Annotated in this window: 19 protein-coding genes and 1 pseudogene; 15 read left to right on the top strand and 5 right to left on the bottom strand. The window is 72.3% G+C overall.

Annotated elements, in window-relative coordinates:
- Nucleotides 1-37 precede the first annotated feature (37 nt).
- The 3 genes and pseudogenes from ADK64_RS03490 (at nucleotide 38) to ADK64_RS03480 (ending at nucleotide 4,645) form a co-directional block, all read left to right on the top strand.
- Nucleotides 38-1,552, top strand: coding sequence for a tetratricopeptide repeat protein (locus ADK64_RS03490; protein ID WP_234384450.1), 1,515 nt, complete (start codon nucleotides 38-40; stop codon nucleotides 1,550-1,552).
- Entirely contained in the window at nucleotides 1,549-2,985 is a 1,437-nt protein-coding gene (locus ADK64_RS03485) for a nickel transporter (RefSeq protein WP_053654666.1), read from the top strand. The genes ADK64_RS03490 and ADK64_RS03485 overlap by 4 nt, the downstream gene beginning before the upstream one ends.
- A gap of 44 nt (nucleotides 2,986-3,029) precedes the next feature.
- Nucleotides 3,030-4,645: pseudogene (locus ADK64_RS03480) on the top strand (protein kinase domain-containing protein).
- A gap of 18 nt (nucleotides 4,646-4,663) precedes the next feature.
- Here the strand turns inward: ADK64_RS03480 and ADK64_RS03475 are convergent.
- Nucleotides 4,664-5,467 (bottom strand): SGNH/GDSL hydrolase family protein, encoded by an 804-nt coding sequence (locus ADK64_RS03475; protein ID WP_053654665.1) that lies wholly within the window; start codon nucleotides 5,465-5,467, stop codon nucleotides 4,664-4,666.
- 265 nt (nucleotides 5,468-5,732) lie between these two features.
- On the opposite strand from ADK64_RS03475, the gene ADK64_RS03470 reads away from it, so the two are divergent.
- The 5 genes from ADK64_RS03470 (at nucleotide 5,733) to ADK64_RS03450 (ending at nucleotide 12,979) form a co-directional block, all read left to right on the top strand.
- Nucleotides 5,733-6,170: a hypothetical protein gene (locus tag ADK64_RS03470; RefSeq protein ID WP_234384449.1), complete on the top strand. Its 438-nt coding sequence runs from the start codon at nucleotides 5,733-5,735 to the stop codon at nucleotides 6,168-6,170.
- 400 nt (nucleotides 6,171-6,570) lie between these two features.
- Complete coding sequence (locus ADK64_RS03465) at nucleotides 6,571-7,392, top strand: glycosyltransferase family 2 protein (RefSeq protein WP_053654664.1); 822 nt, start codon at nucleotides 6,571-6,573, stop codon at nucleotides 7,390-7,392.
- On the top strand, nucleotides 7,389-8,417 hold the full coding sequence (locus tag ADK64_RS03460; RefSeq protein ID WP_053654663.1) for a glycosyltransferase family 2 protein: 1,029 nt from the start codon (nucleotides 7,389-7,391) through the stop codon (nucleotides 8,415-8,417). Before ADK64_RS03465 ends, ADK64_RS03460 begins: the two co-directional genes overlap by 4 nt.
- Entirely contained in the window at nucleotides 8,410-9,237 is an 828-nt protein-coding gene (locus ADK64_RS03455; protein WP_199829473.1) for a polysaccharide deacetylase family protein, read from the top strand. The genes ADK64_RS03460 and ADK64_RS03455 overlap by 8 nt, the downstream gene beginning before the upstream one ends.
- The gene (locus tag ADK64_RS03450) at nucleotides 9,230-12,979 is read left to right on the top strand and encodes a hypothetical protein (protein ID WP_053654662.1); all 3,750 of its coding nucleotides are present in this window, start codon (nucleotides 9,230-9,232) and stop codon (nucleotides 12,977-12,979) included. The genes ADK64_RS03455 and ADK64_RS03450 overlap by 8 nt, the downstream gene beginning before the upstream one ends.
- Nucleotides 12,980-12,994: 15 nt before the next feature.
- Here the strand turns inward: ADK64_RS03450 and ADK64_RS03445 are convergent, their stop codons facing one another.
- The gene (locus tag ADK64_RS03445) at nucleotides 12,995-14,413 is read right to left on the bottom strand and encodes a GH39 family glycosyl hydrolase (RefSeq protein WP_053654661.1); all 1,419 of its coding nucleotides are present in this window, start codon (nucleotides 14,411-14,413) and stop codon (nucleotides 12,995-12,997) included.
- A 130-nt stretch (nucleotides 14,414-14,543) separates the two neighbouring features.
- Between ADK64_RS03445 and ADK64_RS03440 the strand changes: the two genes are divergently transcribed.
- Nucleotides 14,544-15,653 (top strand): DUF5925 domain-containing protein, encoded by a 1,110-nt coding sequence (locus ADK64_RS03440; RefSeq protein WP_053654660.1) that lies wholly within the window; start codon nucleotides 14,544-14,546, stop codon nucleotides 15,651-15,653.
- A gap of 15 nt (nucleotides 15,654-15,668) precedes the next feature.
- Nucleotides 15,669-16,442, top strand: a complete 774-nt coding sequence (locus ADK64_RS03435; protein WP_053654659.1) for a DUF72 domain-containing protein — start codon at nucleotides 15,669-15,671, stop codon at nucleotides 16,440-16,442.
- A gap of 10 nt (nucleotides 16,443-16,452) precedes the next feature.
- On the opposite strand, the gene ADK64_RS03430 is transcribed toward ADK64_RS03435, so the two are convergent.
- Complete coding sequence (locus ADK64_RS03430) at nucleotides 16,453-16,824, bottom strand: GntR family transcriptional regulator (RefSeq protein ID WP_053654658.1); 372 nt, start codon at nucleotides 16,822-16,824, stop codon at nucleotides 16,453-16,455.
- 71 nt (nucleotides 16,825-16,895) lie between these two features.
- On the opposite strand from ADK64_RS03430, the gene ADK64_RS03425 reads away from it, so the two are divergent.
- From ADK64_RS03425 to ADK64_RS03415, 4 genes are all read left to right on the top strand, one after another.
- Nucleotides 16,896-17,825, top strand: coding sequence for a GNAT family N-acetyltransferase (locus tag ADK64_RS03425; protein WP_053654657.1), 930 nt, complete (start codon nucleotides 16,896-16,898; stop codon nucleotides 17,823-17,825).
- A complete protein-coding gene (locus ADK64_RS03420) occupies nucleotides 17,806-18,306 on the top strand; it encodes a DUF402 domain-containing protein (protein WP_053654656.1) in 501 nt (166 codons plus the stop codon). Before ADK64_RS03425 ends, ADK64_RS03420 begins: the two co-directional genes overlap by 20 nt.
- Nucleotides 18,307-18,475: 169 nt before the next feature.
- Entirely contained in the window at nucleotides 18,476-18,610 is a 135-nt protein-coding gene (locus ADK64_RS48320; RefSeq protein WP_107092909.1) for a hypothetical protein, read from the top strand.
- A gap of 154 nt (nucleotides 18,611-18,764) precedes the next feature.
- Complete coding sequence (locus tag ADK64_RS03415) at nucleotides 18,765-19,736, top strand: lytic polysaccharide monooxygenase auxiliary activity family 9 protein (protein ID WP_053654655.1); 972 nt, start codon at nucleotides 18,765-18,767, stop codon at nucleotides 19,734-19,736.
- Nucleotides 19,737-19,786: 50 nt separating this feature from the next.
- Here ADK64_RS03415 and ADK64_RS03410 read toward each other — a convergent pair whose 3' ends face one another.
- Nucleotides 19,787-20,650: an esterase/lipase family protein gene (locus tag ADK64_RS03410; protein WP_053654654.1), complete on the bottom strand. Its 864-nt coding sequence runs from the start codon at nucleotides 20,648-20,650 to the stop codon at nucleotides 19,787-19,789.
- 170 nt (nucleotides 20,651-20,820) lie between these two features.
- On the bottom strand, nucleotides 20,821-21,267 hold the full coding sequence (locus ADK64_RS03405) for a MarR family winged helix-turn-helix transcriptional regulator (RefSeq protein ID WP_053654653.1): 447 nt from the start codon (nucleotides 21,265-21,267) through the stop codon (nucleotides 20,821-20,823).
- 96 nt (nucleotides 21,268-21,363) lie between these two features.
- Between ADK64_RS03405 and ADK64_RS03400 the strand changes: the two genes are divergently transcribed.
- Nucleotides 21,364-21,738: a cupin domain-containing protein gene (locus ADK64_RS03400; RefSeq protein ID WP_053654652.1), complete on the top strand. Its 375-nt coding sequence runs from the start codon at nucleotides 21,364-21,366 to the stop codon at nucleotides 21,736-21,738.
- Nucleotides 21,739-21,748: the final 10 nt, after the last annotated feature.

Below are 21,748 nucleotides of genomic sequence, written 5' to 3'. Positions count from 1 at the left end.
CCTTCCACGCCACGACGCAGCAGACGGAGGAGAGGACATGGGCCCGCGCGCACAGGACGAGGACGACATGGGCGGGAGCAGGGTGAGCACCGGCGACGGCAGGGGCCCGGCGCCGGCCGGGACACCGGAGCCCTCCGGTCCGCACGCGCACGCCTCGCGCCACTGCGACGAGGACCCGCCCCACGACACCGACGAGCGGGTCGCCGCCGTGCGCCGGGTGGCCGCTGCCGGACGGCACTGGCACTCTCTCCAACTCGGCGGATCCGCCGTCCTGTTGGCGATCGCGCTCACCGGTGGGGCGATCGCGGTCGGTGCGGACCGGGCGCCCGCGTCCGTGCCGGTGGCGTCCGGTGCCATGGATCCCGGGGTGCTGGGCGGGGGCGATCCGGACGCGAGCATCGCCGCGCTCCAGGCTCATCTGCGCACCCAGCCCAAGGACGCGGGCAGTTGGGCGACGCTCGGGCTGGCCTACGTCGAGCAGGCGCGGACCAAGGGCGACCCCTCCCGGTATCCGCAGGCGGACAAGGCGCTGCGGCGGTCCCTGGCGCAGGCCCCGGACAACGACCAGGCCCTGGCCGGCCGCGCCGCGCTCGCCGCCGCCCGGCACGACTTCGCCCACGCCCTGACCTTCGCGGACCGGGCCCTGCGGCAGAACCCGTACAGCGAACGCGCGTTGTCCTCACGGATCGACGCCCTGGTCGAACTCGGCCGGTACGCCGAGGCGTCGAAGGCCGCCGGGACCGCCGACGCGCGCAAGCCGGGCGTCCCGGTGTTCACGCGGTACGCGTACGTGCACGAGCTGCGCGGGGACGTGGCGACCGCGCGCCGGGTGCTCCAGCAGGCGCTGTCCGGGGCCACGTCACGGGGCGACATCGCCTACGTGGCCGCCCAACTCGGACAACTCGCCTGGAACCAGGGCGACTACAGGACCGCTCTCGCCTGCTACGGCCGCGCGCTCGCCGCCGACGACACCTACCTCCCCGCACTGGAGGGCCGGGCCCGGGCGCAGGCCGCGAGCGGCGACCGGGCCGCGGCGGTCAAGGGGATGGAGACGGTGGTGTCCCGCTATCCGTTGCCGGGCCCGCTCGTCGAACTGGGCGAGCTGTACGAGGCGCGGGGCGCGTCCGGCGACAGGGCCAGGGCGCGGGAGCAGTACGCCCTCGTGGCCGCCTGGACCGCGCTGGCCCGGGCGAACGGCGTCGACGCCGACCTCGACACCGCGCTGGCCGCCGCCGACCACGGCGACAAGGCGGCCGCCCTGCGCGCGGCCCGCGCCGAATGGGCCCGGCGGCACACCGTGCACACCGCGGACGCGCTGGCCTGGGCGCTGCACGTCAACGGCCGTGACACGGAAGCCCTTTCGTACGCGCGCGCGGCCACGGCGACGGGCTACCGCAACGCCGCCTTCCGCTACCACCTCGGCATGATCGAGCTGGCCACCGGCCGCCGCACGGCCGGCCGCGCCTCGCTGTCCTCGGCCCTGAAGCTGAACCCCGGCTTCTCCCCCTTGGGCGCGGCCGAGGCCCGCAGGGCGCTGGAGGCCGCGGAGTGAGGACGCGTCTGCCGTTCGTCGTCGGCGTCGTGTGCGCTCTCGTGCTGCTGCCCGCGACCGGCGCGAGCGCGCATCCCCTGGGCAACTTCACCGTCAACCGGTACGACGGTCTGGTCGCCGCGCCGGGTCAGCTCCGGGTCGCCCATGTCGAGGACCTGGCCGAGATACCGGCGACCCAGGCCAGGCCGGACCTCGAACGGCTGGGCGTGACGCGGTGGGCCCGGCAGCGCTGTGCCCGGGCCGCCCGCGGCAGCGAGGTGACCGTGGCCGGGCGCCGGGTCCCCCTCGCCGTGCGGGGCGGCTCGGCCACCCTGCGGCCCGGTCAGGCGGGCCTCAACACCCTGCGCGTGGAGTGCCGTTGGACCGCGCCGCTGCCCCGGGCCGGCTCGGTGGCCCTCGGCTTCCGGGCCGCGGCGAACTGGTCGGGTCCCGGCTGGCGGGAGATCACCGCGCGCGGCGACCGGATGACGCTTACCGGGTCGAACGTGCCGAAGACCTCCGTCTCGCACGAACTCACCACCTATCCCGCGGACTTGCTGTCGTCACCGGCCGACGTCTCCGCCGCGTCGCTGCGGGTGCGCCCCGGCGGCCCCGCCCTCGCCGGGGAGCGCCCCAACGCCCCGGCCGCCTCCGTACTGCCCCGGGGCGCGGACCGCTTCACGCAGGCCCTCGACGGCCTCGTGTCCCGCCATCGCCTCACCCTCGGCTTCGCCGCCCTCGCACTGCTCGTCGCGGTCGCCCTCGGCGCCCTGCACGCCCTCGCGCCCGGGCACGGCAAGACCCTGATGGCGGCCACGGCGGCGGCGCGCGGCAGCCGGGCCGGGCTCCGGGACGTCCTGCCGCTGGCGGCGTCGGTCACCGTCACCCACACCCTCGGCGTCGTCGCGCTGGGCCTGCTCGTCACCGCCGGCTCCGCCGCCACGCCCTCGGTGATCGCCTGGCTGGGCCTGGCGAGCGGCGCCCTGGTGCTGGCGGCAGGCCTGAACCTCGTACGACGGGCCTGGCGCGGCCGGGCACACGGACACGCCCACCTCCCCGTCCACGCCCAGCACGCCCATGGCGGTCACGCCCACACCCACGCCAGCGCCCCCACCCTCCGCGGCACGATCCTGCTCGGCTTCGCCGGTGGGCTCGTGCCGAGTCCGTCGGCGGTGGTGGTGCTCGTCGGTGCCGCCGCGCTGGGCAAGGCCTGGTTCGGGCTGCTGCTCGTCGTGGCCTACGGCGCCGGGCTCGCGCTGACGCTGACGGCGGCGGGGGTCGCCGTGGTCCGGGTGGGTTCGGGGGCGTCCCGGATGCTGGAGCGGCGCCCGCGCTGGACCGCGCACCCGCTGACCGCGCCGGTGCGCCGTGCCCTGCCGCTCGTGTCCGCGCTCACCGTGCTGGCCCTGGGCGCCGGATTGGTGCTCAAGGGGGCCGCAACCGCCCTCGGTTGAGCTACTTTTGCGGAGAAATCACGCGACCTGTCTGGGGGGCGCCCGTGTCCGGAGAACCGGGCCGCGACCGTGTGATCGCGGGCCGCTACCGTCTGCTGTCCCCGCTGGGTGAGGGCGGCATGGGCACCGTCTGGCGGGCCCGGGACGAGGTGCTGCACCGGGAGGTGGCCGTCAAGGAGGTGCGGGCCCCGGCCGGACTGCCCGCCTCCGACGTGGAGCGGATGTACGCCCGCCTGGAGCGGGAGGCGTGGGCGGCGGCCCGGGTCGCGAACCGCAACGTGGTCACGGTGTACGACGTGGCGATCGAGGGCGGCCGGCCGTGGATCGTGATGGAGCTGGTGCGCGGGCCGTCGCTGGCGGACCAGGTGGCGGCGGCGGGTCCGCTGCCGCCGCAGCGGGCCGCGTACATCGGGGCCGAGGTCCTGTCCGCCCTGCGGGCCGCGCACGCCGCCGGGGTGCTGCACCGGGATGTGAAGCCGGCCAACGTGCTGCTGGCCGACGACGGCCGGGTGGTGCTGACCGACTTCGGGATCGCCTCGGTCGAGGGCAGCTCGGCGATCACCATGACCGGCGAGGTCGTCGGCTCGCCCGAATTCCTGGCTCCGGAGCGGGCGTTGGGGCGGACCCCGGGCCCCGAGTCGGACCTGTGGTCGCTGGGCGTGCTGCTGTACGCGGCCGTCGAGGGCGTCTCGCCGTTCCGGTACGACACCCCGATCAGCACCCTGCGGGCCGTGGTGGACGAGGAGTTGCCGCCACCGCGCCGGGCCGGGCCGCTCGCGCCGGTCATCGAGGGGCTGCTGCGCAAGGACCCGGCCGAGCGGCTCGGCGCCGATCGGGCGGAGCGGGAGCTGCGGCTCGTCGCGGCCGGGGGGCCCCCTCCGGGGGAGGTTCGCCGCGTGCGCAGGCGGCACCGGGACCGTCCGGGTACGCCCCGGCGGTCGCCGCTCAGGAGCCCTGGCCGGCCGAGTCGCCCTCCGCCACACCGCCGCTGCCCGTGCCCGCCGCTCGGCCCGGGCGCGGGCGCGGGGCGGTTGTGGTGCTGGCGGCGGGCCTGCTCGCGGTCGTGCTCGCGCTGGCGGGGCTGACGTACGTCCTGGTGAACCGCGACAACGGCGGTCACGGAACCACGGGCGCGGGCAGCCCCCGGGCGAGCGGCGGCCCACCCGCGCCGGCCACGCACAGCGGCACCGACTCGGACACCGGGTCGCCGGCGACGGCGAGGAGCAGTACGTCGTCGCCCCGGCCGGCCCAGTCCGTGCGGGTCACACTGACCGGCGCGCACACGGCGTACTCCGGCACCTGTCCGCCGCCGGGCGCGCAGGCGCCGACGTTCACGGCGACGTTCACCGTGGCGCGGCTGCCCGCTCAGGTGGAGTACCGGTGGGTGCTCGCGCACGGGTCGGTGTCGGACCCCGGCTGGCAGACGCTGTCGTTCGCGGCCGGTGACGGCAGGACCCGGCAGGTGCGGGTGAGCGTGACGGCGAACCCGAAAGACGCGGACCGCGGGGCGGTCGACAACGCGATCAGCGTCGAGGTGCGCGCTCCGGTGGGGGCCACGTCCGATCCGGTGCCGTTCTCGGTGACCTGTACGACGGCGACGGAGACCCCGTCGGGCGGGGCCTCCGCTTCGGCGTCGGGCTCGCCGGGAAGTTCACCCTGACGGGCGAGCCCGTAGGGGTCACGCGTTGCTCGTGAACACCGGCAGATAGCCGCCGGAGTGGCCGGCCGCGGTGGGGTGGTACGACTCGCTGATGTCGAGCCAGTTCACGCTGTGCAGCCAGGAGTCGCTCGAGCAGATCTCGTGGGTGGAGAAGGCGGAGCGGACGTCGGCGAAGACGAAGCCGTGCGCCGCGGCACGCTTCTGGATGGCGGCGTCCATGTAGTCGGCGGCGCCGTTGATCGCGGACCGTTTGGTGTCGGAGAGGCCGAGGCAGGTCTGTCCGAGCAGGTAGAAGCGGGGGTAGCTGATCACCACAACACGCGCGTTGGGAGCCTTGGCGCTGATCGCGTTGTAGACGTTGTCGAGCTTGCCGGGGAGCGTGGAGTCGACGTACGCCTTGGCGGTGTTGATCCGGCTGATGCAGTCGCTGTCGGACTGCAGCACACAGGTCGTCATGACGTCGGAGAACCCGGCGTCGTTGCCGCCGATCGTGATGGACACCAGTGAGGTGGACGAGTTCAGCGAGCCCAGCTGGTTCGACAGTACGTCGTCCGTCGTGGCGCCCGAGCAGGCGTTGAAGGCGAACGACGACGGGGAGTGGGCCGCGTTCCACAGGTAGGGGTACGCGTTGGTGCTGCGGTCACAGCTGCCGCTGGAGCTGATGTAGCTGCCCGCGCCGACTCCGGAGGAGTAGGAGTCGCCGAGCGCCACGTAACCCCCGGTCGCTGCTGTCGAGGCCTGGGCCGCGGCGGCTCCGGTGAGTGCGAGGCCGGCGGCGAGGAGGAGTGAGGTCACATATCCGGTAAGTCTGAAACGACTCATGGTGCCTCCCTATAGCAGGATCTCTGCCCACAACTGTGGTAGCCGCTACGCGCGTTGATCGGAAGTGTTCATGCCAAGACTTTTGAAGCCTGAACAAGATCCGCCGAAGAAGTTCACCACTTCACGTCTTGCGTGTGCATGTCAGATATGTCGACCGTGGGTCAACTCGGGCATGGGCCGCCGTCTTGACGCCCCGCCGGGGCCTGCGCCACATTGAAGCCCGACATCCCGCGCGTCGGGGTCGAATCGGGGGGCAAAGTCGCCAATGCAGACCTTACGCATCAAGTCACGTTCATCGGACGGCGTCACCGAGGATCCCGAAGGGGCACGGTCAGGTTCGGGGAGGGACCTGTCGCCGCTGCTCGCGGGGGCCGCGACCGCCATCGCGGCGGCCGGCGCGGTGCTCGCCCTCGTCAACTCCGCTTCACCGCTGCGCGGTCCGAGCACATTGTTCTTCCTGCTCGCCGCACCGGCCGCGGCACTCGCCACGGCACTGCGCGGGCTGGATCCGTTCGGCCGGGCGCTGACCGCACTTGCGGGCGCGGTCGTCCTCGACATGCTGGTCGCCCAGGGAATGCTGGCCGTGCATCGCTGGTCCGTCCGCGGCGGATTGATCGCCGTGAGCGCACTGAGCCTGTTGTTGCTCCTGTCGATTCTCGCCCGGGAAAAAGCCCGTTCGAGGAACGAACAAAAGAGTGAGTAACACAGGCCAAAGTTGTGTAACGGCCAAACCAACAAAAACGTGAGGCAGCCTTCCAGGTCTTGCCTTTCGGGTTCAATCGTCAATACCGTCGTACATCTCACCCGCACCGGCACGTCGGCACACGGCTCCAGGGGAGGGCTCAGGGCCACGGCGTCACCGGCGCGGGGCGCGGTAGGGGGGTGCCGTGCTCGGTGACCACACGCGTGACCGAGCCGTGCCGCGCGACCGGCTGCCGTTTTCCTCCGGCGGACCGGCCAGCTTTGCCAGCTCATCGGCGTGCACGGAGATCAATGCACCGATCGACGCACCGTGCCGAAGATGAGAACCCCCCTTTCGAACCGGACACAGAGCCGGGCCGCCCGGGGGTGGGCGGTCCACCGGACGAGAGGGAAAAAGACTCATGAGTTCTGTTCTGCGCCCGCCGAGTTCCGGGCGGGATCCTTTGATCTCCACGCACTACCGGCCCATCTCCTCTCACCTGGCGATCACTCCGCCGGTGAGCGTGGTGATTCCCGCGATGAATGAGGCGGAGAATCTGCCCTACGTCTTCAAGACCCTTCCGGACTGGATACACGAAGTCGTTCTGGTGGACGGCAATTCCACCGACGACACCGTCGACGTGGCCCGGTCGCTGTGGCCGGACGTCCGCGTCGTCGAACAGCGCGGCAAGGGCAAAGGGGATGCCCTGATCACCGGGTTCGAGGCGTGCCGCGGCGACATCATCGTGATGGTCGACGCGGACGGCTCGGCCGACGGCGGCGAGATCGTCAGCTACGTCTCCGCCCTCGTCTCCGGCGCCGACTTCGCCAAGGGCTCCCGCTTCGCCAACGGCGGCGGCACCGACGACATGACCTTCGTCCGCAAGCTCGGCAACTGGGCGCTGTGCACGGTCGTCAACCGCAAGTTCGGCGCCCGGTACACCGACCTGTGCTACGGCTACAACGCCTTCTGGCGGCACTGCCTCGACAAGATCGACCTCGACTGCACCGGCTTCGAGGTCGAGACGCTGATGAACATCAGAGTGGTCAAGGCGGGACTGAAGGTGCAGGAGATCCCGAGCCACGAGTACCTCCGCATCCACGGCACCAGCAATCTGCGCGCCGTGCGCGACGGGTTCCGGGTGCTCAAGGTCATCCTCGAGGAGCGCTCCAACCGGCGTGAGCTGCGCCGGTTGGAGCACCCCTCGCCGATGCTCGACGCGGTCCGGGGAGAGGTGTCTTGAGAGATCCCGGCATCTCCGTCGTGATCTGCGTGTACACCGAGGACCGCTGGGAGGACATCCTCGCGGCGGTCTCCTCGGTGCGCGCGCAGTCGTATCCGGCGCTGGAGACGCTCCTGGTCGTGGACCACAACCCGGTCCTGAAGGACCGGCTGGCCCGCGAGTACAAGGAGACCGAGGGCATCCGGGTGCTGCCCAACGCGGGCCCGCGCGGCCTGTCCGCCGGCCGCAACACCGGCATCGCCGCCTCCCACGGCGACGTGATCGCCTTCCTGGACGACGACGCCGTGGCCGAACGCGACTGGCTGCGCCGCTTCGCCGAGCCCTACGCCGACCCGCGCGTCATGGCGGTCGGCGGCCGTACGGTGCCGGTCTGGGCGTCGGGCCGGCGTCCGGCCTGGTTCCCGGAGGAGTTCGACTGGGTGGTGGGCTGCACCTACAAGGGGCTGCCGCCGGGCCGGGTCCACGTCCGCAATGTGCTCGGCGGAAACGCTTCGTTCCGGCGTACGGCGTTCGACGCGGCGGGCGGCTTCGCCACCGGCATCGGCCGCGACGGCGACCGCCGCCCGCTGGGCTGCGAGGAGACGGAGCTGTGCATCCGCCTCACCCGCGCCCGCCCCGACGCCGTCCTGCTCATCGACGACCGGGCGGTGATCCACCACCGGGTGCCCGCACCCCGCGAGCACTTCGCCTACTTCCGCACCCGCGCCTACGCCGAGGGACTGTCCAAGGCGCTGGTCGCGCGGAGCGTCGGCGCGGGCAAGGGGCTGGAGTCCGAACGCCGGTACACCACCAGGGTGTTGCCCGCCGGGGTCGCTCGTGGCCTGCGGGACGCCCTGCTGGCGCGGCCGGGCGGCGCGGGCCGCGCGGGCGCCATCGTCGCGGGGGTGCTGAGCGCCGCCGGCGGCTACGCGGTGGGCAGCCTGCGGGCACGGCGGAACGGGACGACGTTCACGGCAGGGCCGATCCGGGAGAACCAGGAGGGCGTTCGGCCGGACCAGGAGACCCAGGAGGGCACCCATGAGTGACCTGCCCGTGCCCATCCTCATGTACCACTCCGTCGCCGCCTCCCCCAACGACGCCACCCGCGCCCTGTCGGTCGCGCCGGAGGCGTTCGCCGAACAGATGGCGCTCATCGGCGACCTCGGCCTGACCCCGGTCACCACCGCCGACCTCGCGGCCCGCTGGCGCACCGGCCGCCCGCTGCCCGCCCGGCCGGTACTGATCACCTTCGACGACGGTTACGAGGGCGTGCACCGGCACGCGCTGCCCGTGCTCGCCAAGCACGCCTTCCCGGCCACGCTGTTCGTCTCCACCGGCTGGCTCAGGGGAACGTACGACACCGGGGGCGGCCTCGACACCATGCTCGACTGGCGCCAGGTGCGCGAACTGGCCGCCGCCGGCGTCGAGATCGGCGGCCACAGCCACACCCACCCGCAGCTCGACCAGCTCGGCGACGAGGAGCTGCGCGGTGAGCTGGACCGCTGCACCGAGATCGTCGGCGACGAACTCGGCGCCCGGCCGCTGTCGTTCGCCTACCCGTACGGCTACTCCAGCCTCCGGGTCCGCCGAGCGGTGCGCGCGAGCGGCTACGCCCAGGCACTCGCCGTCGGCAACGCGCTCGCCCGCCGCCGCCAGGGGCCGTACGCGCTGGAGCGGGTCACGGTCCGGCGCGCCACCGGCGTCGAGGAGTTCGAGCGGTTGCTCCAGGGCCGCGCCCTCGCCCGCGCCTTCGCCAAGGACCGCGCCCTCACCAAGGGGTACGCCCTCGTCCGCAGAGCCCGCCAGATCCGCCCAGTCCGCCAGATCCGCCAGATCCGCCGGAAGGCCATCCGTTCCCGTGTCTGACACGACCACCACCACCGAGGCCGCGACGACCGGCACCGAGGCGCCCGGCACGTCCGGGCGCCGCCTCCGGCTGCCCGGGACGGGCCGCTCACCGGGCGGCGGCAGCCCGCTGTTCCGCAACGCCTACGCGCTGATGCTCAACACCGGCATCTCCGCCGTTCTCGGGCTCGGCTTCTGGCTGGCCGCGGCACGCTACTACTCCGAGTCGGCGGTCGGGCAGGGTTCGGCCGCCATCGCCGCGATGAAGTTCCTCGCCGGGCTCACCGCGGTCACGCTCACCGGGGCGCTGGCCCGCTTCATCCCGGTCGCCGGGCGGCGCACCGGCAGGCTCATCTTCCGAACCTACGCGGGCAGTTCCCTGGTGGTGGCGGTGGCCGCCGGGGTGTTCCTGCTGACCCTGGACGCGTGGGGTCCGTCGTACCGCTTCCTGCACGGGACGTTCAACGGGCTCGGCTTCATCGTGGCCGTCATGGCCTGGAATCTGCTCACCCTCCAGGACGGTGTGCTGACCGGGCTGCGCAGCGCGACCTGGGTACCGGTCGGCAACACCGTGTTCTCGGCGGTGAAGCTGGCCCTGCTCGCCGCGTTCGCCGTCGCCATCCCCACCATGGGCGTCTTCGTCTCCTGGGTGGCCGCGATCGCCACCTCGGTGGTGCCGCTGGGCTGGCTGGTGTTCCGGCGGCTGGTGCCCCGGCACGTCGAGGCGACCGAGGGCCGCGCCACCCCGCCGACGCTGCGGCAGGTCGGGAGGTTCCTGGCCGGGGACTACACCGGCTCGCTGTTCTCCCTCGCGGTGATCTATCTGGTGCCGGTGATCGTCGCCTCCCAGGTCAGCTCCGCGGAGAACGCGTACTTCTACATCGCCACCACCATCGGCGGTACGACCGACCTCCTCGCCATCAACATGGGCGCGTCCCTCACGGTCGAGGGCTCGCACGACCCGGACCGCCTGGCCGTCAACACCCGTGCCGCGCTCAAGCGGATGGCCCGGATCATGCTGCCGATCGCGGCCCTGCTGATCATCGGCGCGCCCTGGATCCTCGGCGTGTTCGGCGCGGGCTACGCGCACGCGGCGACCCCGCTGCTGCGCTGGCTCGCGCTCGGCTCGGTGCTCCGGGTCGTGATCGAGACGTACTTCGCGGTGCTGCGGGCGCGCAGCCGGACCGGCGGACTCGCCGTGTTCCAGGGCCTGTTGTGCGTGCTGGTGCTGGGTTCGACCCTGCTTCTGCTGCCCCGGATGGGGCTGACCGGCGCGGGTGTCGCCGAGGCCGGCAGCCTCGCGGTGGTCGCGGCGATCGCCGCCCCGAGGCTCTGGCGGACGATCCGGACCGCGCCCGCCGCCGTGCCCACCGCGACGGCACCCGACGGAGACCTCGCCGACCTGGGCGCGCGCGAGGTCCCGGTCGCCTCGGTCAAGGCGCGCCGGCCCGGCCCGGCCTGGGCGCCGGACACCGACACCCTGGCCCTCGGCATCCACGTCGACTTCGACCATGCGGAGCGCCGCCCGGACGTCCGTCCGGGACCGGGCACCCCGCCCGCCGGCACGCCGCCACCGCCGCCGGGGCCCCCGGTGGCGGAGCGGGAGGCGGCGGCGGAAGTGGACGCGCCGTTCACGGCCCAGGAGCTGGACGCGTCCCCCGCCCGGACCGGCGCACCCTCGCCGCGAGCCGCCGCCGACACGACCGTACGGGACGAAGCCGTGCCCGGGGAACCACCGCGCAGACGGCTGCCGCCCACCCGCTCCGGTGTCGTCCTCGGCTGTCTGCTGATCGCCGCGCTGCTGCTGTACTGGGTGCCCGCGCTGCGGCTCGGCGAGGCCGATCTGGACCGGATGGGCGGTCTCGGGCTGGTCTCGGTGCTGCCGCTGCCGACCCTGGCCGGGGCGGGACTGCTGGTCACGGTCTTCGCCGCACTGCTGTGGCTGCGCCGGGAGCACCGGGCGCTGCTGCTGCTCACGCTCGTGGCGACGGTGGTGTCGCTGCACGCGCTGCCCGCGGTGATCGAGAGCGAACCGCGGTTCCCGACGGCCTGGCAGCATCTCGGCTTCGTCGACTACATCGACCGCACCGGCTCCGCCGTACCGGACCTGGACGCCCGCTGGAGCTGGCCGGGATTCTTCGCGGTGGCCGCGTTCGTCGGCCGGGCCTGCGGGGTCACCGACTTCACCGAGGTCATCCGCTGGTGGCCCACTGCCGTCCAACTCGCCTATCTGGCCCCGATGTTCCTGCTCACCCGGTCGCTGCGGGCGAGCTGGCGGGCGAAGTGGACCGGCGTCTGGCTCTTCGTGCTGTGCGGCTGGGTCGGCCAGGACTACTTCTCCCCGCAGGGGTTCACGTATCTGCTGTACCTGATGTTCGTGGCGATCCTGCTGGTGTGGTTCCGCCCGCAGCGCGTGATCTGGACGAGGTTGCGTCCGGGCGAGGCGGAGGTGGAGCCGGTCGACCGGCGTCAACGGTGCGTCCTGCTCCTGGTGTTGATCGGCCTGTACGCGGCGAGCGTGCCCGCGCACCAGCTCACCCCGTTCATCATGCTCGGCGTGCTCACGGCCCTGGTCCTGTTCGGCAGGTCCGAACTGCGCGGACTGCCCCTGCTGTTCGCGGTGGTGGTCGCGGTGTGGGTCGGCTTCATGGCCGAACCGTACTGGTCAGGGCATTTCAACGATCTGTTCGGCGGGGTGGGCGGGGTCGGCAGCAACGTCTCGACCTCCGTCTCCGGCCGGATCCAGGGCGGCAGTTCGACCCACAAGCTGGTGCTGTACACCCGGGTGCTGCTGGCCGGCTCGGTGCTGGCGTTCGCCTGCTGGGGCTGGTGGCGCCGGCGCTTGCACCGCTACCGCGAACGCTCGCTGCTGGTGCTGACCTTCGTACCGTTCCTCGGCTTCGGCATGCAGTCGTACGGCGGTGAGATGGCGCTGCGCGTCTTCATGTTCGCGGTGCCGGGCGCGGCCCTGCTCGGTGGGCTGGCCCTCTTCCCGCGCACCGGCGTCACCGCGAAGGAGCGCGAGCAGGACCGGGTGAGCCTCGCCCCGCTGGCCGCGCTGCTCGCCGGGCTGCTGCTGATGGGCGGCTTCCTGGTGGCCCGCTGGGGCAACGAGCCGTTCGAGCGGACCCGGCCCGGCGAGGTCGCGGCCATGAACTGGGTCTACGCCCACGACAAGCCGACGGTACGGCTGCTGTGGCTGACCCAGGACCCGGTCAACGACGTGACCCCGGCGCTGCCGTGGGGCGCGAAGGACATGGAGCGGGTGGACTATGTGCCGACCCTGGCGCCGACCGACCCGGTGCTGGTGTCGGGCCTGGTCAAGGCGTTGAAGGACGCCGGTCCGAACTCGTATCTGATGGTCAACCGCAGTCAGGTGACGTATCTGCAGCTGGACGCGGGCTACTCAGCGACCTGGGAGCACCGGCTGATCGGGAACCTGGACGACCGGCAGGATGTGTCGAAGGCCCTCGTCAACGACGACGTCACCGTGTACGCGCTGCGCGAGCGGCCGGCGGGCGCGGTGCCGAAGCCGGATCCGGGGCCGATCGGGCCGCTGGTGACCTGGACCCCGTGGTCGGTGGTCGGCGCGCTGGCCGCCGTCGTACTGATCCTGCTGCTGGCCGCCCGGGAGGTGGTCCGGGTCGCGGTCCGGCCCGGCGTGCGCCGACTGCGCCTGCTCCAGGGCGCGTTCTGGTTCGCGCTGCCGCTGCTGGCGGTGGTGCTGGGCTCGCTGGCGCAGCGGTTCCTGACGATGAAGTGAGGGTGGCTCGGCCGGTCAGCGGTCGAGCCACCTCACCTCGTACGGCCGCAGGTCGAACCGCTTGCCGTCGATCTGCGCGCCGATCGGCCGGTTCTGTGTGTTGACCACGAGGACGGTCCTGGGGCTCGCGAGGACACGGACATTCGGAACGTCGTCAGGGGCGACGGACACGGTCTCGTACGCCGTCCCCGGCGGGAAGGCCTTCGCGAACCGGGACACCAGGTCGTACATGGGCAGCGCGGTGCCTCCGCCGGCGCTGTCGGTCGGCGTCCACAGGCAGCCCGCGCAGCCGGTGCCGGTGCGCTCCTCCGGGTTCCAGTAGAAGCCGGAGCCGGCGCCGCCCTTCACCATGGCGATCATCCCGGTGGCCTGGACGGCGACGCGGTGCGGTTCGGTCCAGCCCGTGCGGTCGTCGTTGCCGTCGCCGGGTTCGACGTAGTACTCGGCCCACCACAGCGGCAGGTCGTGGGTCTGCCGCCGGATCCACTCGCTGACCGCCGTCAGCTTGTCGGTGGCCGCGAACTCGTTCGGCAGCAGCTCGTCGTCGCGGGTGTAGCTGGAGCCGTCGACCACGGTGAAGTCGGCGCCGGCCTTGTGCGTGTTCCAGTAGGCGAAGGCGTCCAGCACCCGCTGGTCCATGGCGCCCCACGGGCCCTTCACCGCGCCGGAGGCGTTCTGGTCGCGCGGGTCGACGCTGTCCATGACCAGGTAGGGCCCGCCGACCATGATGTCCTTGTCGACCTTCTTCAGCGCCGCGTACACGAGGTTGTACAGCTGGGTGTAACCCTCGTAGTCCCAGCGGGACTTGGCGTCGTTCCAGAAGCCCTTGAACTCGTTCCAGACGATGAAGTGCTTCACGTCCGGGTAGCGGCGGGCGACGGTCGCGGCGAGGTCGGCGAAGTCCTGGTAGTGGTCGGGGGTGGGGGCGGTCTCCAGGGCGGCCTGGTTCCAGTTCGTGTTGTCGACCCCGGCCTTGCCACCCTTCATCCAGTCGGGAGCGCAGCACAGGGTGATCACCGGGGTGCCGCCGGAGGCGCGCATGAAGTCGATGCGGCGGTCGAGGGCGCCGAAGTCGTAGTGCCCCTGGACCGGCTCGGGATTGTCCGCGCCCCAGCCCATGATGTGCTGGTTCTGCGCCAGCCCGCCGTTCTTCCCGAGCAGTCGCTCGACCCGGCCGGTGGCGGCCCCCGCGCCCTCGTCGGCGCTGTACTGGGTGTGCGTGAAGCCCCAGCCGACGTACGGCTGCGGTCTCCCGCCGGGCGTGGCGGGGGTGCCGTGGACCTTGTCGCCGTCGCGGGTGGTGCCGGTCGTACGGGGAGCGTCGGACAGGGTGCTGAACAGCGTCACGGCCAGGGCCAGCACGGCCGCGCCGACACCGAGCAGGGCGGTGAGCCGCCACCGCCGAGTATCCGATTCCCACCCATGTCGTCCCATCGAGGGCAACAGTAACGGCGGAACGGATGGCTCCGGCAGGTCTTGGGAAGACCCGGAACAGTCTTGGAACACCCGGCACAAGCGGGGGAAATGCCGTGCGCGGAGCGCATGTGTGCCGGATCATGGCGGCATGGTTGCGAACCCACACGACGCTCTGCCGATCCGGCTCCACGTCGACGACTCCGACTCGCCGTCCGACGTCGTCGACGCGCTGTTCCTCGGCCGCTTCGCGACGGGCGAGCAGCCGTACTCGCACGCGGTGAACATCGACCGGGTCCGCTCCGGCGCGACCCTGCTGCCCGACGGCGCCCGCGTGCTGCGGGTCGCCCGCGACGAGGACCGCAGCGCCACCCTCGCCGAGGGCGAGGGCTGGACCCTGCTGGTCTCCCGCTGGAACCGCGGCGCGGACGTCACGGTCACCGCGACCAGCGCCGAACTGGCGAAGCAGGTCCTCGACCGGGCCACGGACGGCGCGGCCGACGAGCCCGAGCCGCAGCCCGAGAACGTGACGATGGGCTTCTGGTACGTCTCCCCCCGGCGCGGACCGCACCGCACCACCCGGCAGATCTCCGCGGGCACCTGGGACGAGGTCCGGCCCAACTACTCGGCACCGGTGGCGGGCGCGATGGACCGTCTGATGAAGACGACCCCGCAGGACATCGCCGGCCGCCTGCTGCTGCTGCACGGCCCGCCCGGCACCGGCAAGACCTCCGCGCTGCGCACGCTGGCCCGCTCCTGGCGCGACTGGTGCCAGGTGGACTGCGTCCTCGACCCGGAGCGTCTCTTCTCCGACGTCGGCTATCTGATGGACATCGCGATCGGCGAGGAGGACAGCGCGGGCAAGGGCCGCTGGCGGCTGCTGCTCCTGGAGGACTGCGACGAGCTGATCCGCGGCGAGGCCAAGCACACGGCGGGCCAGGCGCTGTCCCGGCTGCTGAACCTCACCGACGGCCTGCTCGGCCAGGGCCGCAACGTCCTGGTCGGGGTCACCACCAACGAGGACCTGGAGCGCCTGCACCCGGCCGTGGTCCGCCCCGGCCGCTGTCTGGCCCGGATCGAGGTGGGCCCGCTCAGCCGCGGGGAGGCGCTGAACTGGCTCGGCAGCGACGCCGACGACCGGGAGAACGCCGTCGGCCGTGAGGGCGCCACGCTGGCCGAGCTGTACGCGCTGCGCCGGGGCACGGCCCCGACCTCGGTGCCGGAGGCCCGGGACGGCGCGGACGCGGGCCTGTACCTGTAGTGCTTTGATGGTGCTGTGACCTTGTTCGTCGGCACCTCCGGCTGGCAGTACAAGGACTGGCGGGACCTCGTCTATCCGGCCGGGGTCCCGGCCCGGCTGTGGCTGGAGGAGTACACGCGCCTCTTCGCGACGGTGGAACTCAACAACGCGTTCTACCGGCTGCCGACCCGGGACAACTTCGAGACCTGGCGCGACCGCGTGCCCGCGGACTTCGTCGTCGCGGTCAAGGCCAGCCGCTATCTCACCCACATCAAGCGCCTCAAGGACCCCGCCGAACCGGTCGACCGCCTGCTGTCCCACGCGGCGGGCCTCGGCGACCGCCTGGGCCCCGTCCTCCTGCAGCTGCCCCCGACCCTGCGCGCAGACCCCGCCCTGCTGGACGCCTGTCTGGCCTGCTTCCCGTCCGGTACGAGGGTGGCGGTCGAACCCCGCCACGACTCCTGGTGGACGCCTCGGCTGCGCGAAGTGCTGGAGTCCCGGGGCGCGGCCCTGTGCTGGGCGGACGTCCAGGCCCACCCGGTGATCCCGCTGTGGCGCACCACCGACTGGGGCTACGTCCGTTTCCACGAGGGCCGCGCCACGCCCTGGCCCCGCTACGGCCGCCGCTGCCTGGAGACCTGGGTGGACCGTGTCACGACGACGTGGCGGGAGGGGGAGGACGTCTACACGTACTTCAACAACGATCCCGGCGGAGCGGCGGTGCGGGACGCGGTGACGTTCGGGAGGGCGGCGGAGCGGGCGGGCCTGACCGTGACGCGTACACCCGGTGCCCTCGCGTCACGGCGATAGCCGCCGCGGCTCAGCCCTCCCCGTAACCGGCCCGCAGCGCGTCCTGGACCGCGGCCGACGCCTCCCCCTCCCCCAGCCCCAGCCGCCGCACCCGCTCGACGTACGCCTGCGCGGCGGCCGCGGCCTCACGTACCGCGGCCGAGCCGGCGGCGGCCACGAACGTGCCGTTGCGCCCCCGCGTCTCGATCACCCCGTCGCTCTCCAGCGCCCGGTACGCCTTGGCCACGGTGTTCACGGCGAGCCCCAGGGACTCGGCCAGTCCCCGCACGGTCGGCAGCCGGTACCCCACCGGCAGCCCCCCGGACCGCGCCTGCTCGGAGATCTGCGCCCGCACCTGCTCGTACGGGGGCGCACTGTCATCGATGCGGATCTTCAGGCTCACGCGCCGATTGTCCCGCACCCGCGGGAAAATGAGAGGCACCCCCGGTGCGTCTGCCCGTACGGTCACCTGTCATGACAGTGATCGTGCGCGACCTGCGCCCCGGCGACCGGTCCGACGTGGAGGACTTCACACGGGTACGGCATCTCGCACTGCCCTACATCCTGTGGACCCCCCAGGCCGTCCTGCACGGACTCACCCGCACCCCTGCCGAGGCCCGGTCCAGGTCGCTCGTGGCGGAGGAGGACGGCGAGGTGATCGGCACCGCCCAGGTGAGCCTGGCGCACGACAGCCCGACACCGGGCCAGGGGCTGCTCAACATCTACGTCCACCCGGACCGGACCCGGCGCGGCGCCGGTGAGCTGCTGGTCCGTACCGCCGAGGAGCATCTGGCGGCGCACGGGGCGACGAAGCTGTTCGCCTGGGTCCTGGACAAGGGGGACAACCGCGCCTTCGCCGAGAAGCGCGGCTACCGTGCCGGCCGCTCCGCCCACTTCCTCCGACTGGACCTGGCACACGCCGCGCTGCCGCCCCTGCGCACGTGCCCACCGGGTGTCGAGCTGCGCACGGCCGCGGACTTCGCGGACGACCCGCGCCCGCTGTTCCGGCTGGACGCGGAGACGATGTCGGACGAACCGGGCGACGTCGACGTCGAGTTCACCGACTACGAGGCCTGGCTCCGGGAGATCTGGGAGCACCCGCTGCTCGACCGCGAGCTGACCACGGTCGTGGTGGCCGAGGGCCGCCCCGTAGCCTTCAGCGTGGCGTACACCGACAGCGGCACCCGGTACGTCACCGCGATGACCGGCACCGCGCGCGCCTTCCGCGGGCGCGGCCTGGCCAAGCTCGCCAAGACCGACTCGCTGCACCGCGCCCGCGCCGCCGGCCGCACCGAGGCCCTGACGGGCAACGACACCGGCAACGCCCCGATGCTCGCGATCAACACGTCGCTCGGGTACGAGATCTGCGCGACGGAGGTGCGCCATGTCCGCGAACTCGGCTGAGCCTGTGGACGAGTTGGAGATCGTACTGGTCAAGGGTGGCCGTACGAAGATCCGTTATCCGGCGCGGCTGCTCCACGACGACGGCACGCGCGTCGCCGTCCGGGCGGCGTGGGCGGGCGCCGGTGTCCGGGACTTCGGCTTCGTCCGCTTCGAGCCGGGTGACGTCTTCACCGAGTACTACTGGCGGAACAGGTGGTACGCGGTGAAGGAGGTCCGCGCCGGGGACGGCACCCTGAAGGGCTGGTACTGCGACGTCACCCGCCCGGCGGTGCGCACCGGCGCCGAACTGGTCGTGGAAGACCTGGACCTGGACCTGTGGCGCTCCGCCGACGGCACGGACGTACGACGGCTGGACGAGGACGAGTTCGCCGCGAGCGGGCTCACGGAGACGGACCCCGTGGCCGCGTCGGCCGCCGTGGCCGCCCTGGACGAACTGGAGCGGCTCGCCCGGGAGGGCGGTTTCACGGAGCTGCCGGCCTGACCGCCCGAGGTTCAGCGCTCCCGGGACTCCCGCGGCCGGCACGTCCTTCGCGTTCGTCATGTCCCCGGAGTGACACCCGCCACTGACAATCCGGCTCCGATGAGGAACTCTCCCCAAAAGCGTCTACCCCGTGACACACGGGTTCAGGTAGGCACTGAAGGAGGCAGCCATGCGCCGCACGACCGTGCACAAGCCCCTGAAGAGGACGGACAGCCGCCGGATCCGCGAAGAGGCGGAGGAGCGTCCCGCGGGGCGTCCCGAGGTGCGCAAGGACATCGCCCGCACCTGGTGGCCGGACGGCTGAACCTCAGCGCAGGCTGAGCATTCCCTTAACGCCGGCATAAGGATCTCCCCCGCCCGCCTCCAGCAGGCGATTCCACGGTTTCTTGGGGCTAGCTTCTGATCGCCCCCACGGGATTCACCCCACCCCCCCGAGGACCGTTCCGAGGAGTTCCCCCATGTCCACACGCCGCAAGGTCGTCGTCGCCGCCCTGGCCGGCACCGCACTCGCGCTCTGTGCCGCTCCGGCGTCCGCGCACGGTTCGATGGGCGACCCGGTCAGCCGTGTCTCGCAGTGCTACGCCGAGGGGCCGGAGAGCCCCAGGTCGGCCGCGTGCGAGGCGGCCGTGGCGGCCGGCGGCACGCAGGCGCTGTACGACTGGAACGGCATCCGGATCGGCGACGCCGCGGGACAGCACCGGAAGCTGATCCCGGACGGCAAGCTGTGCAGCGCGGACAACGACGAGTTCAAGGGCCTCGACCTGGCCCGCGCCGACTGGCCGGCGACGAGCGTGCGCAGCGGCTCGTACACCTTCAAGTACCGCGTGACCGCCCAGCACAAGGGCACCTTCACCGTGTATCTCACCAAGCCGGGCTACGATCCGGCGAAGCCGCTGGCCTGGTCCGAGCTGGATCTGGAGCACCCGGTGGCGACGGCCACCGACCCGGTCGCCTCGGGCGGCTTCTACACGTTCTCCGGCACGCTCCCCGAGCGCACGGGCAAGCAGCTGATCTACGCGATCTGGCAGCGTTCGGACAGCCCCGAGGCGTTCTACTCCTGCTCGGACGTCGACTTCGGCGGCGCCTCCGCGGGGGCCGCGGCAAGCACCGGCACCACCCCCGCCCCGACGGCCTCCGCCCCCTCCGACCAGCAGATCGCGGCCGGTGCCGACAAGTCGACGATGCGGCACCACGGCATGGGCGGCGACGACGCGAGCACGCCGGCCCGGCAGCCCACCACGGCGTCCCCGGCGCCCGGCGCGCCCAACGCGCCGAAGGCGGCCGGTACTGCGCAGAACCTCGCGGAGACCGGCGCGTCCACCGGCACGCCGTACCTGGCGCTCGGCGGTGCCGCGGCGCTGGCGCTCGGCTCGGCGGCGCTGTTCCTCTCGGTGCGCCGGCGCGCGACGGGCGGCAGTCACCGCCGGTGAGGTTCCGGGGCCTGTCCGGCGGCTCAGGCCGGACGGGCCCCGGCGGCACGTCAGCTGAAGGCGGACGCGCAGCTGGTGGCGGACGCGTGGGCCGGGTCCAGCGCGTTGGCCACCTCGTGAAAGGCGATGCGGTCGAACAGGCCGATGGCGACGTGCTCGGTCAGGTCGAGCGGGCACAGGTCCTGGAGCAGGACGTTGTGGACGTCCGAACCGCTCAGGTACTGGCTCTGCCAGGGCGTGGCCACCTCGTCGTACTTGGTGGCGATGACCGTGTAGTGCACTCCGGGGACGGTGTCGCCGCCCGCGTTGAGCTTGGTGAGGAAGCCGGATCCGGGGATCTGGTCGGCGAGGCCGGGGGTGGTGGCCTTGATCAGGTCCTGGGCGCCGGGGAAGTACGGCAGCAGGTTGGTGAGGCCGCTGAGGGTGGCGCCGTGGTTGTCGGGGGCGAGGCCGACGAGGGCGTTCACCTTGGCGGCGCCGCCGAGGAACTTCAGGTAGTAGCGGGGCATCATGCCGCCCTGGGAGTGCCCGACGAGGTCGGCCTTGGCGGCGCCGGTCGCGGAGAGCACCTTGTCGACGAAGGCGGAGAGCTGCTCCGCCGACTTGTCGATGGGGCCGAGGCCGTAGAAGAGGGGGACGCCGGACAGCTGCCCGTAGTCGAGGGAGAAGACGCAGTACCCCCGGGCCTCCAGATAGGGGGCGAGGGAGAGCCAGTTGTCGACCGAGTTGCCCAGGGTGCCGTGCACCAGGACGACCGGTCGGGGGTGGTCGGCGGAGGGCTTGCAGGAGAAGTCGTTCCAGCCGGTGCTCGGTGCGCTGTCGGCGGCGTTCGCGGTGGCAGCGGGAACGGCGGCGACGGCGGCGGTGAGCAGCAGCGCGGCGAGGGGTCTGAGAACTCGCTTCCAGGGCAGCATCGGGTGATCTCCTTGCGGCTCAAGGGAGGTGCGACGGCCTTACCCTGTGATCCGGATCACGAGGATGCTGTTCACCCGTCAAGTTACGGGCGAGTAGTGCAAGTGTGAAGTTACGCGTGAGTAAAAACTGCCAGTAACAAGAAGAGGATTACCGGACAACCGACGGATCCTCACCAGGCAGGCCTGATCGGACCGTACGGAGCGATGCGCGCCAAGCGGTCCCGCAACGCGCGCACTTCACCCTCACCCAGCAGTTCGGCCCATCGCCCCACCACCTCGGCAGCGGCCTCCTCCGCCGCTCGGGTGCAGTCCCGGCCGCGCTCGGTCAGCACGACCAGCCGGGCGCGCGCGTCATGAGGATGCGGCCGGCGTTCGGCGTACCCCTTGCGTACGATCTCGTCCACCAGCTGGCTCGCGGCCTGCTTGGTCACCCCGAGATGCGCGGCGAGGTCGCTCACGGTGGCCCCGTCCGGGGCGAGCCGTGCGAAGGCGAAGCCGTGGGCGGGCCGCAGATCGGCGAACCCGCGGGCCAGGACCCCGGCGTGAATGCGTTGCGTGAGGTCCCCCGCGGCGGCGAGCAGCGCGGCGGAGAGGGCCATGGCTTCGGAGTTCTGCACGGAGGCATTGAAACACCCTTGACACATTGGTCAAGCAGATTGACCATATAGTCAAACACCTTGACCAGTTGTCCACTCCGAACGGAGATCACGACCATGCCCGTAGTCCGCTCCGACCAGGCCGTGTCCTACGAGATCCACGGCGCCCGCTTCGTCTCGTACGCCACCCCGCTCACCGGCAGCAAGGAGCTGTGCGCCTGGCGCGGCGAGATTCCCCCGGGGACCAAGGCCCCCGCCCACACCGTCACCCGGGAGGAGATCTTCCATCTGCTCGTCGGCGACCTGCTGATCACCCTCGACGGTCACCCCGAGCGGCTCACGGCGGGTGACACGGTGATCGTCAACGCCGGTACGACCCTGGGCGTGGAGAACCCGACCGACCACACCGCGCTGTCCTGGGTCACCACCTCCGTCGGACTGGAGGCGGAACTGGCCGACGGCACGCGCATCACTCCGCCGTGGGCCAACTGACGACCCGACA

It is taken from the genome of Streptomyces sp. MMG1121 (assembly GCF_001280015.1).
Taxonomy (GTDB): domain Bacteria; phylum Actinomycetota; class Actinomycetes; order Streptomycetales; family Streptomycetaceae; genus Streptomyces.
The sequence above is the reverse complement of the archived record's forward strand: the minus strand, read 5'-3'. Positions and strand labels throughout refer to the sequence as shown.

What these genes read in the sequence shown, in the direction of transcription:
- ADK64_RS03490 (WP_234384450.1), top strand. Translation starts at nt 38, where the DNA reads ATGGGCCCGCGCGCACAGGACGAGGACGACATGGGCGGGAGCAGGGTG.
- ADK64_RS03475 (WP_053654665.1), bottom strand. Translation starts at nt 5,467, where the DNA reads ATGAGTCGTTTCAGACTTACCGGATATGTGACCTCACTCCTCCTCGCC.
- ADK64_RS03470 (WP_234384449.1), top strand. Translation starts at nt 5,733, where the DNA reads ATGCAGACCTTACGCATCAAGTCACGTTCATCGGACGGCGTCACCGAG.
- ADK64_RS03465 (WP_053654664.1), top strand. Translation starts at nt 6,571, where the DNA reads ATGAGTTCTGTTCTGCGCCCGCCGAGTTCCGGGCGGGATCCTTTGATC.
- ADK64_RS03455 (WP_199829473.1), top strand. Translation starts at nt 8,410, where the DNA reads ATGAGTGACCTGCCCGTGCCCATCCTCATGTACCACTCCGTCGCCGCC.
- ADK64_RS03445 (WP_053654661.1), bottom strand. Translation starts at nt 14,413, where the DNA reads ATGGGACGACATGGGTGGGAATCGGATACTCGGCGGTGGCGGCTCACC.
- ADK64_RS03440 (WP_053654660.1), top strand. Translation starts at nt 14,544, where the DNA reads ATGGTTGCGAACCCACACGACGCTCTGCCGATCCGGCTCCACGTCGAC.
- ADK64_RS03425 (WP_053654657.1), top strand. Translation starts at nt 16,896, where the DNA reads ATGACAGTGATCGTGCGCGACCTGCGCCCCGGCGACCGGTCCGACGTG.
- ADK64_RS03420 (WP_053654656.1), top strand. Translation starts at nt 17,806, where the DNA reads ATGTCCGCGAACTCGGCTGAGCCTGTGGACGAGTTGGAGATCGTACTG.
- ADK64_RS48320 (WP_107092909.1), top strand. Translation starts at nt 18,476, where the DNA reads ATGCGCCGCACGACCGTGCACAAGCCCCTGAAGAGGACGGACAGCCGC.
- ADK64_RS03415 (WP_053654655.1), top strand. Translation starts at nt 18,765, where the DNA reads ATGTCCACACGCCGCAAGGTCGTCGTCGCCGCCCTGGCCGGCACCGCA.
- ADK64_RS03410 (WP_053654654.1), bottom strand. Translation starts at nt 20,650, where the DNA reads ATGCTGCCCTGGAAGCGAGTTCTCAGACCCCTCGCCGCGCTGCTGCTC.
- ADK64_RS03400 (WP_053654652.1), top strand. Translation starts at nt 21,364, where the DNA reads ATGCCCGTAGTCCGCTCCGACCAGGCCGTGTCCTACGAGATCCACGGC.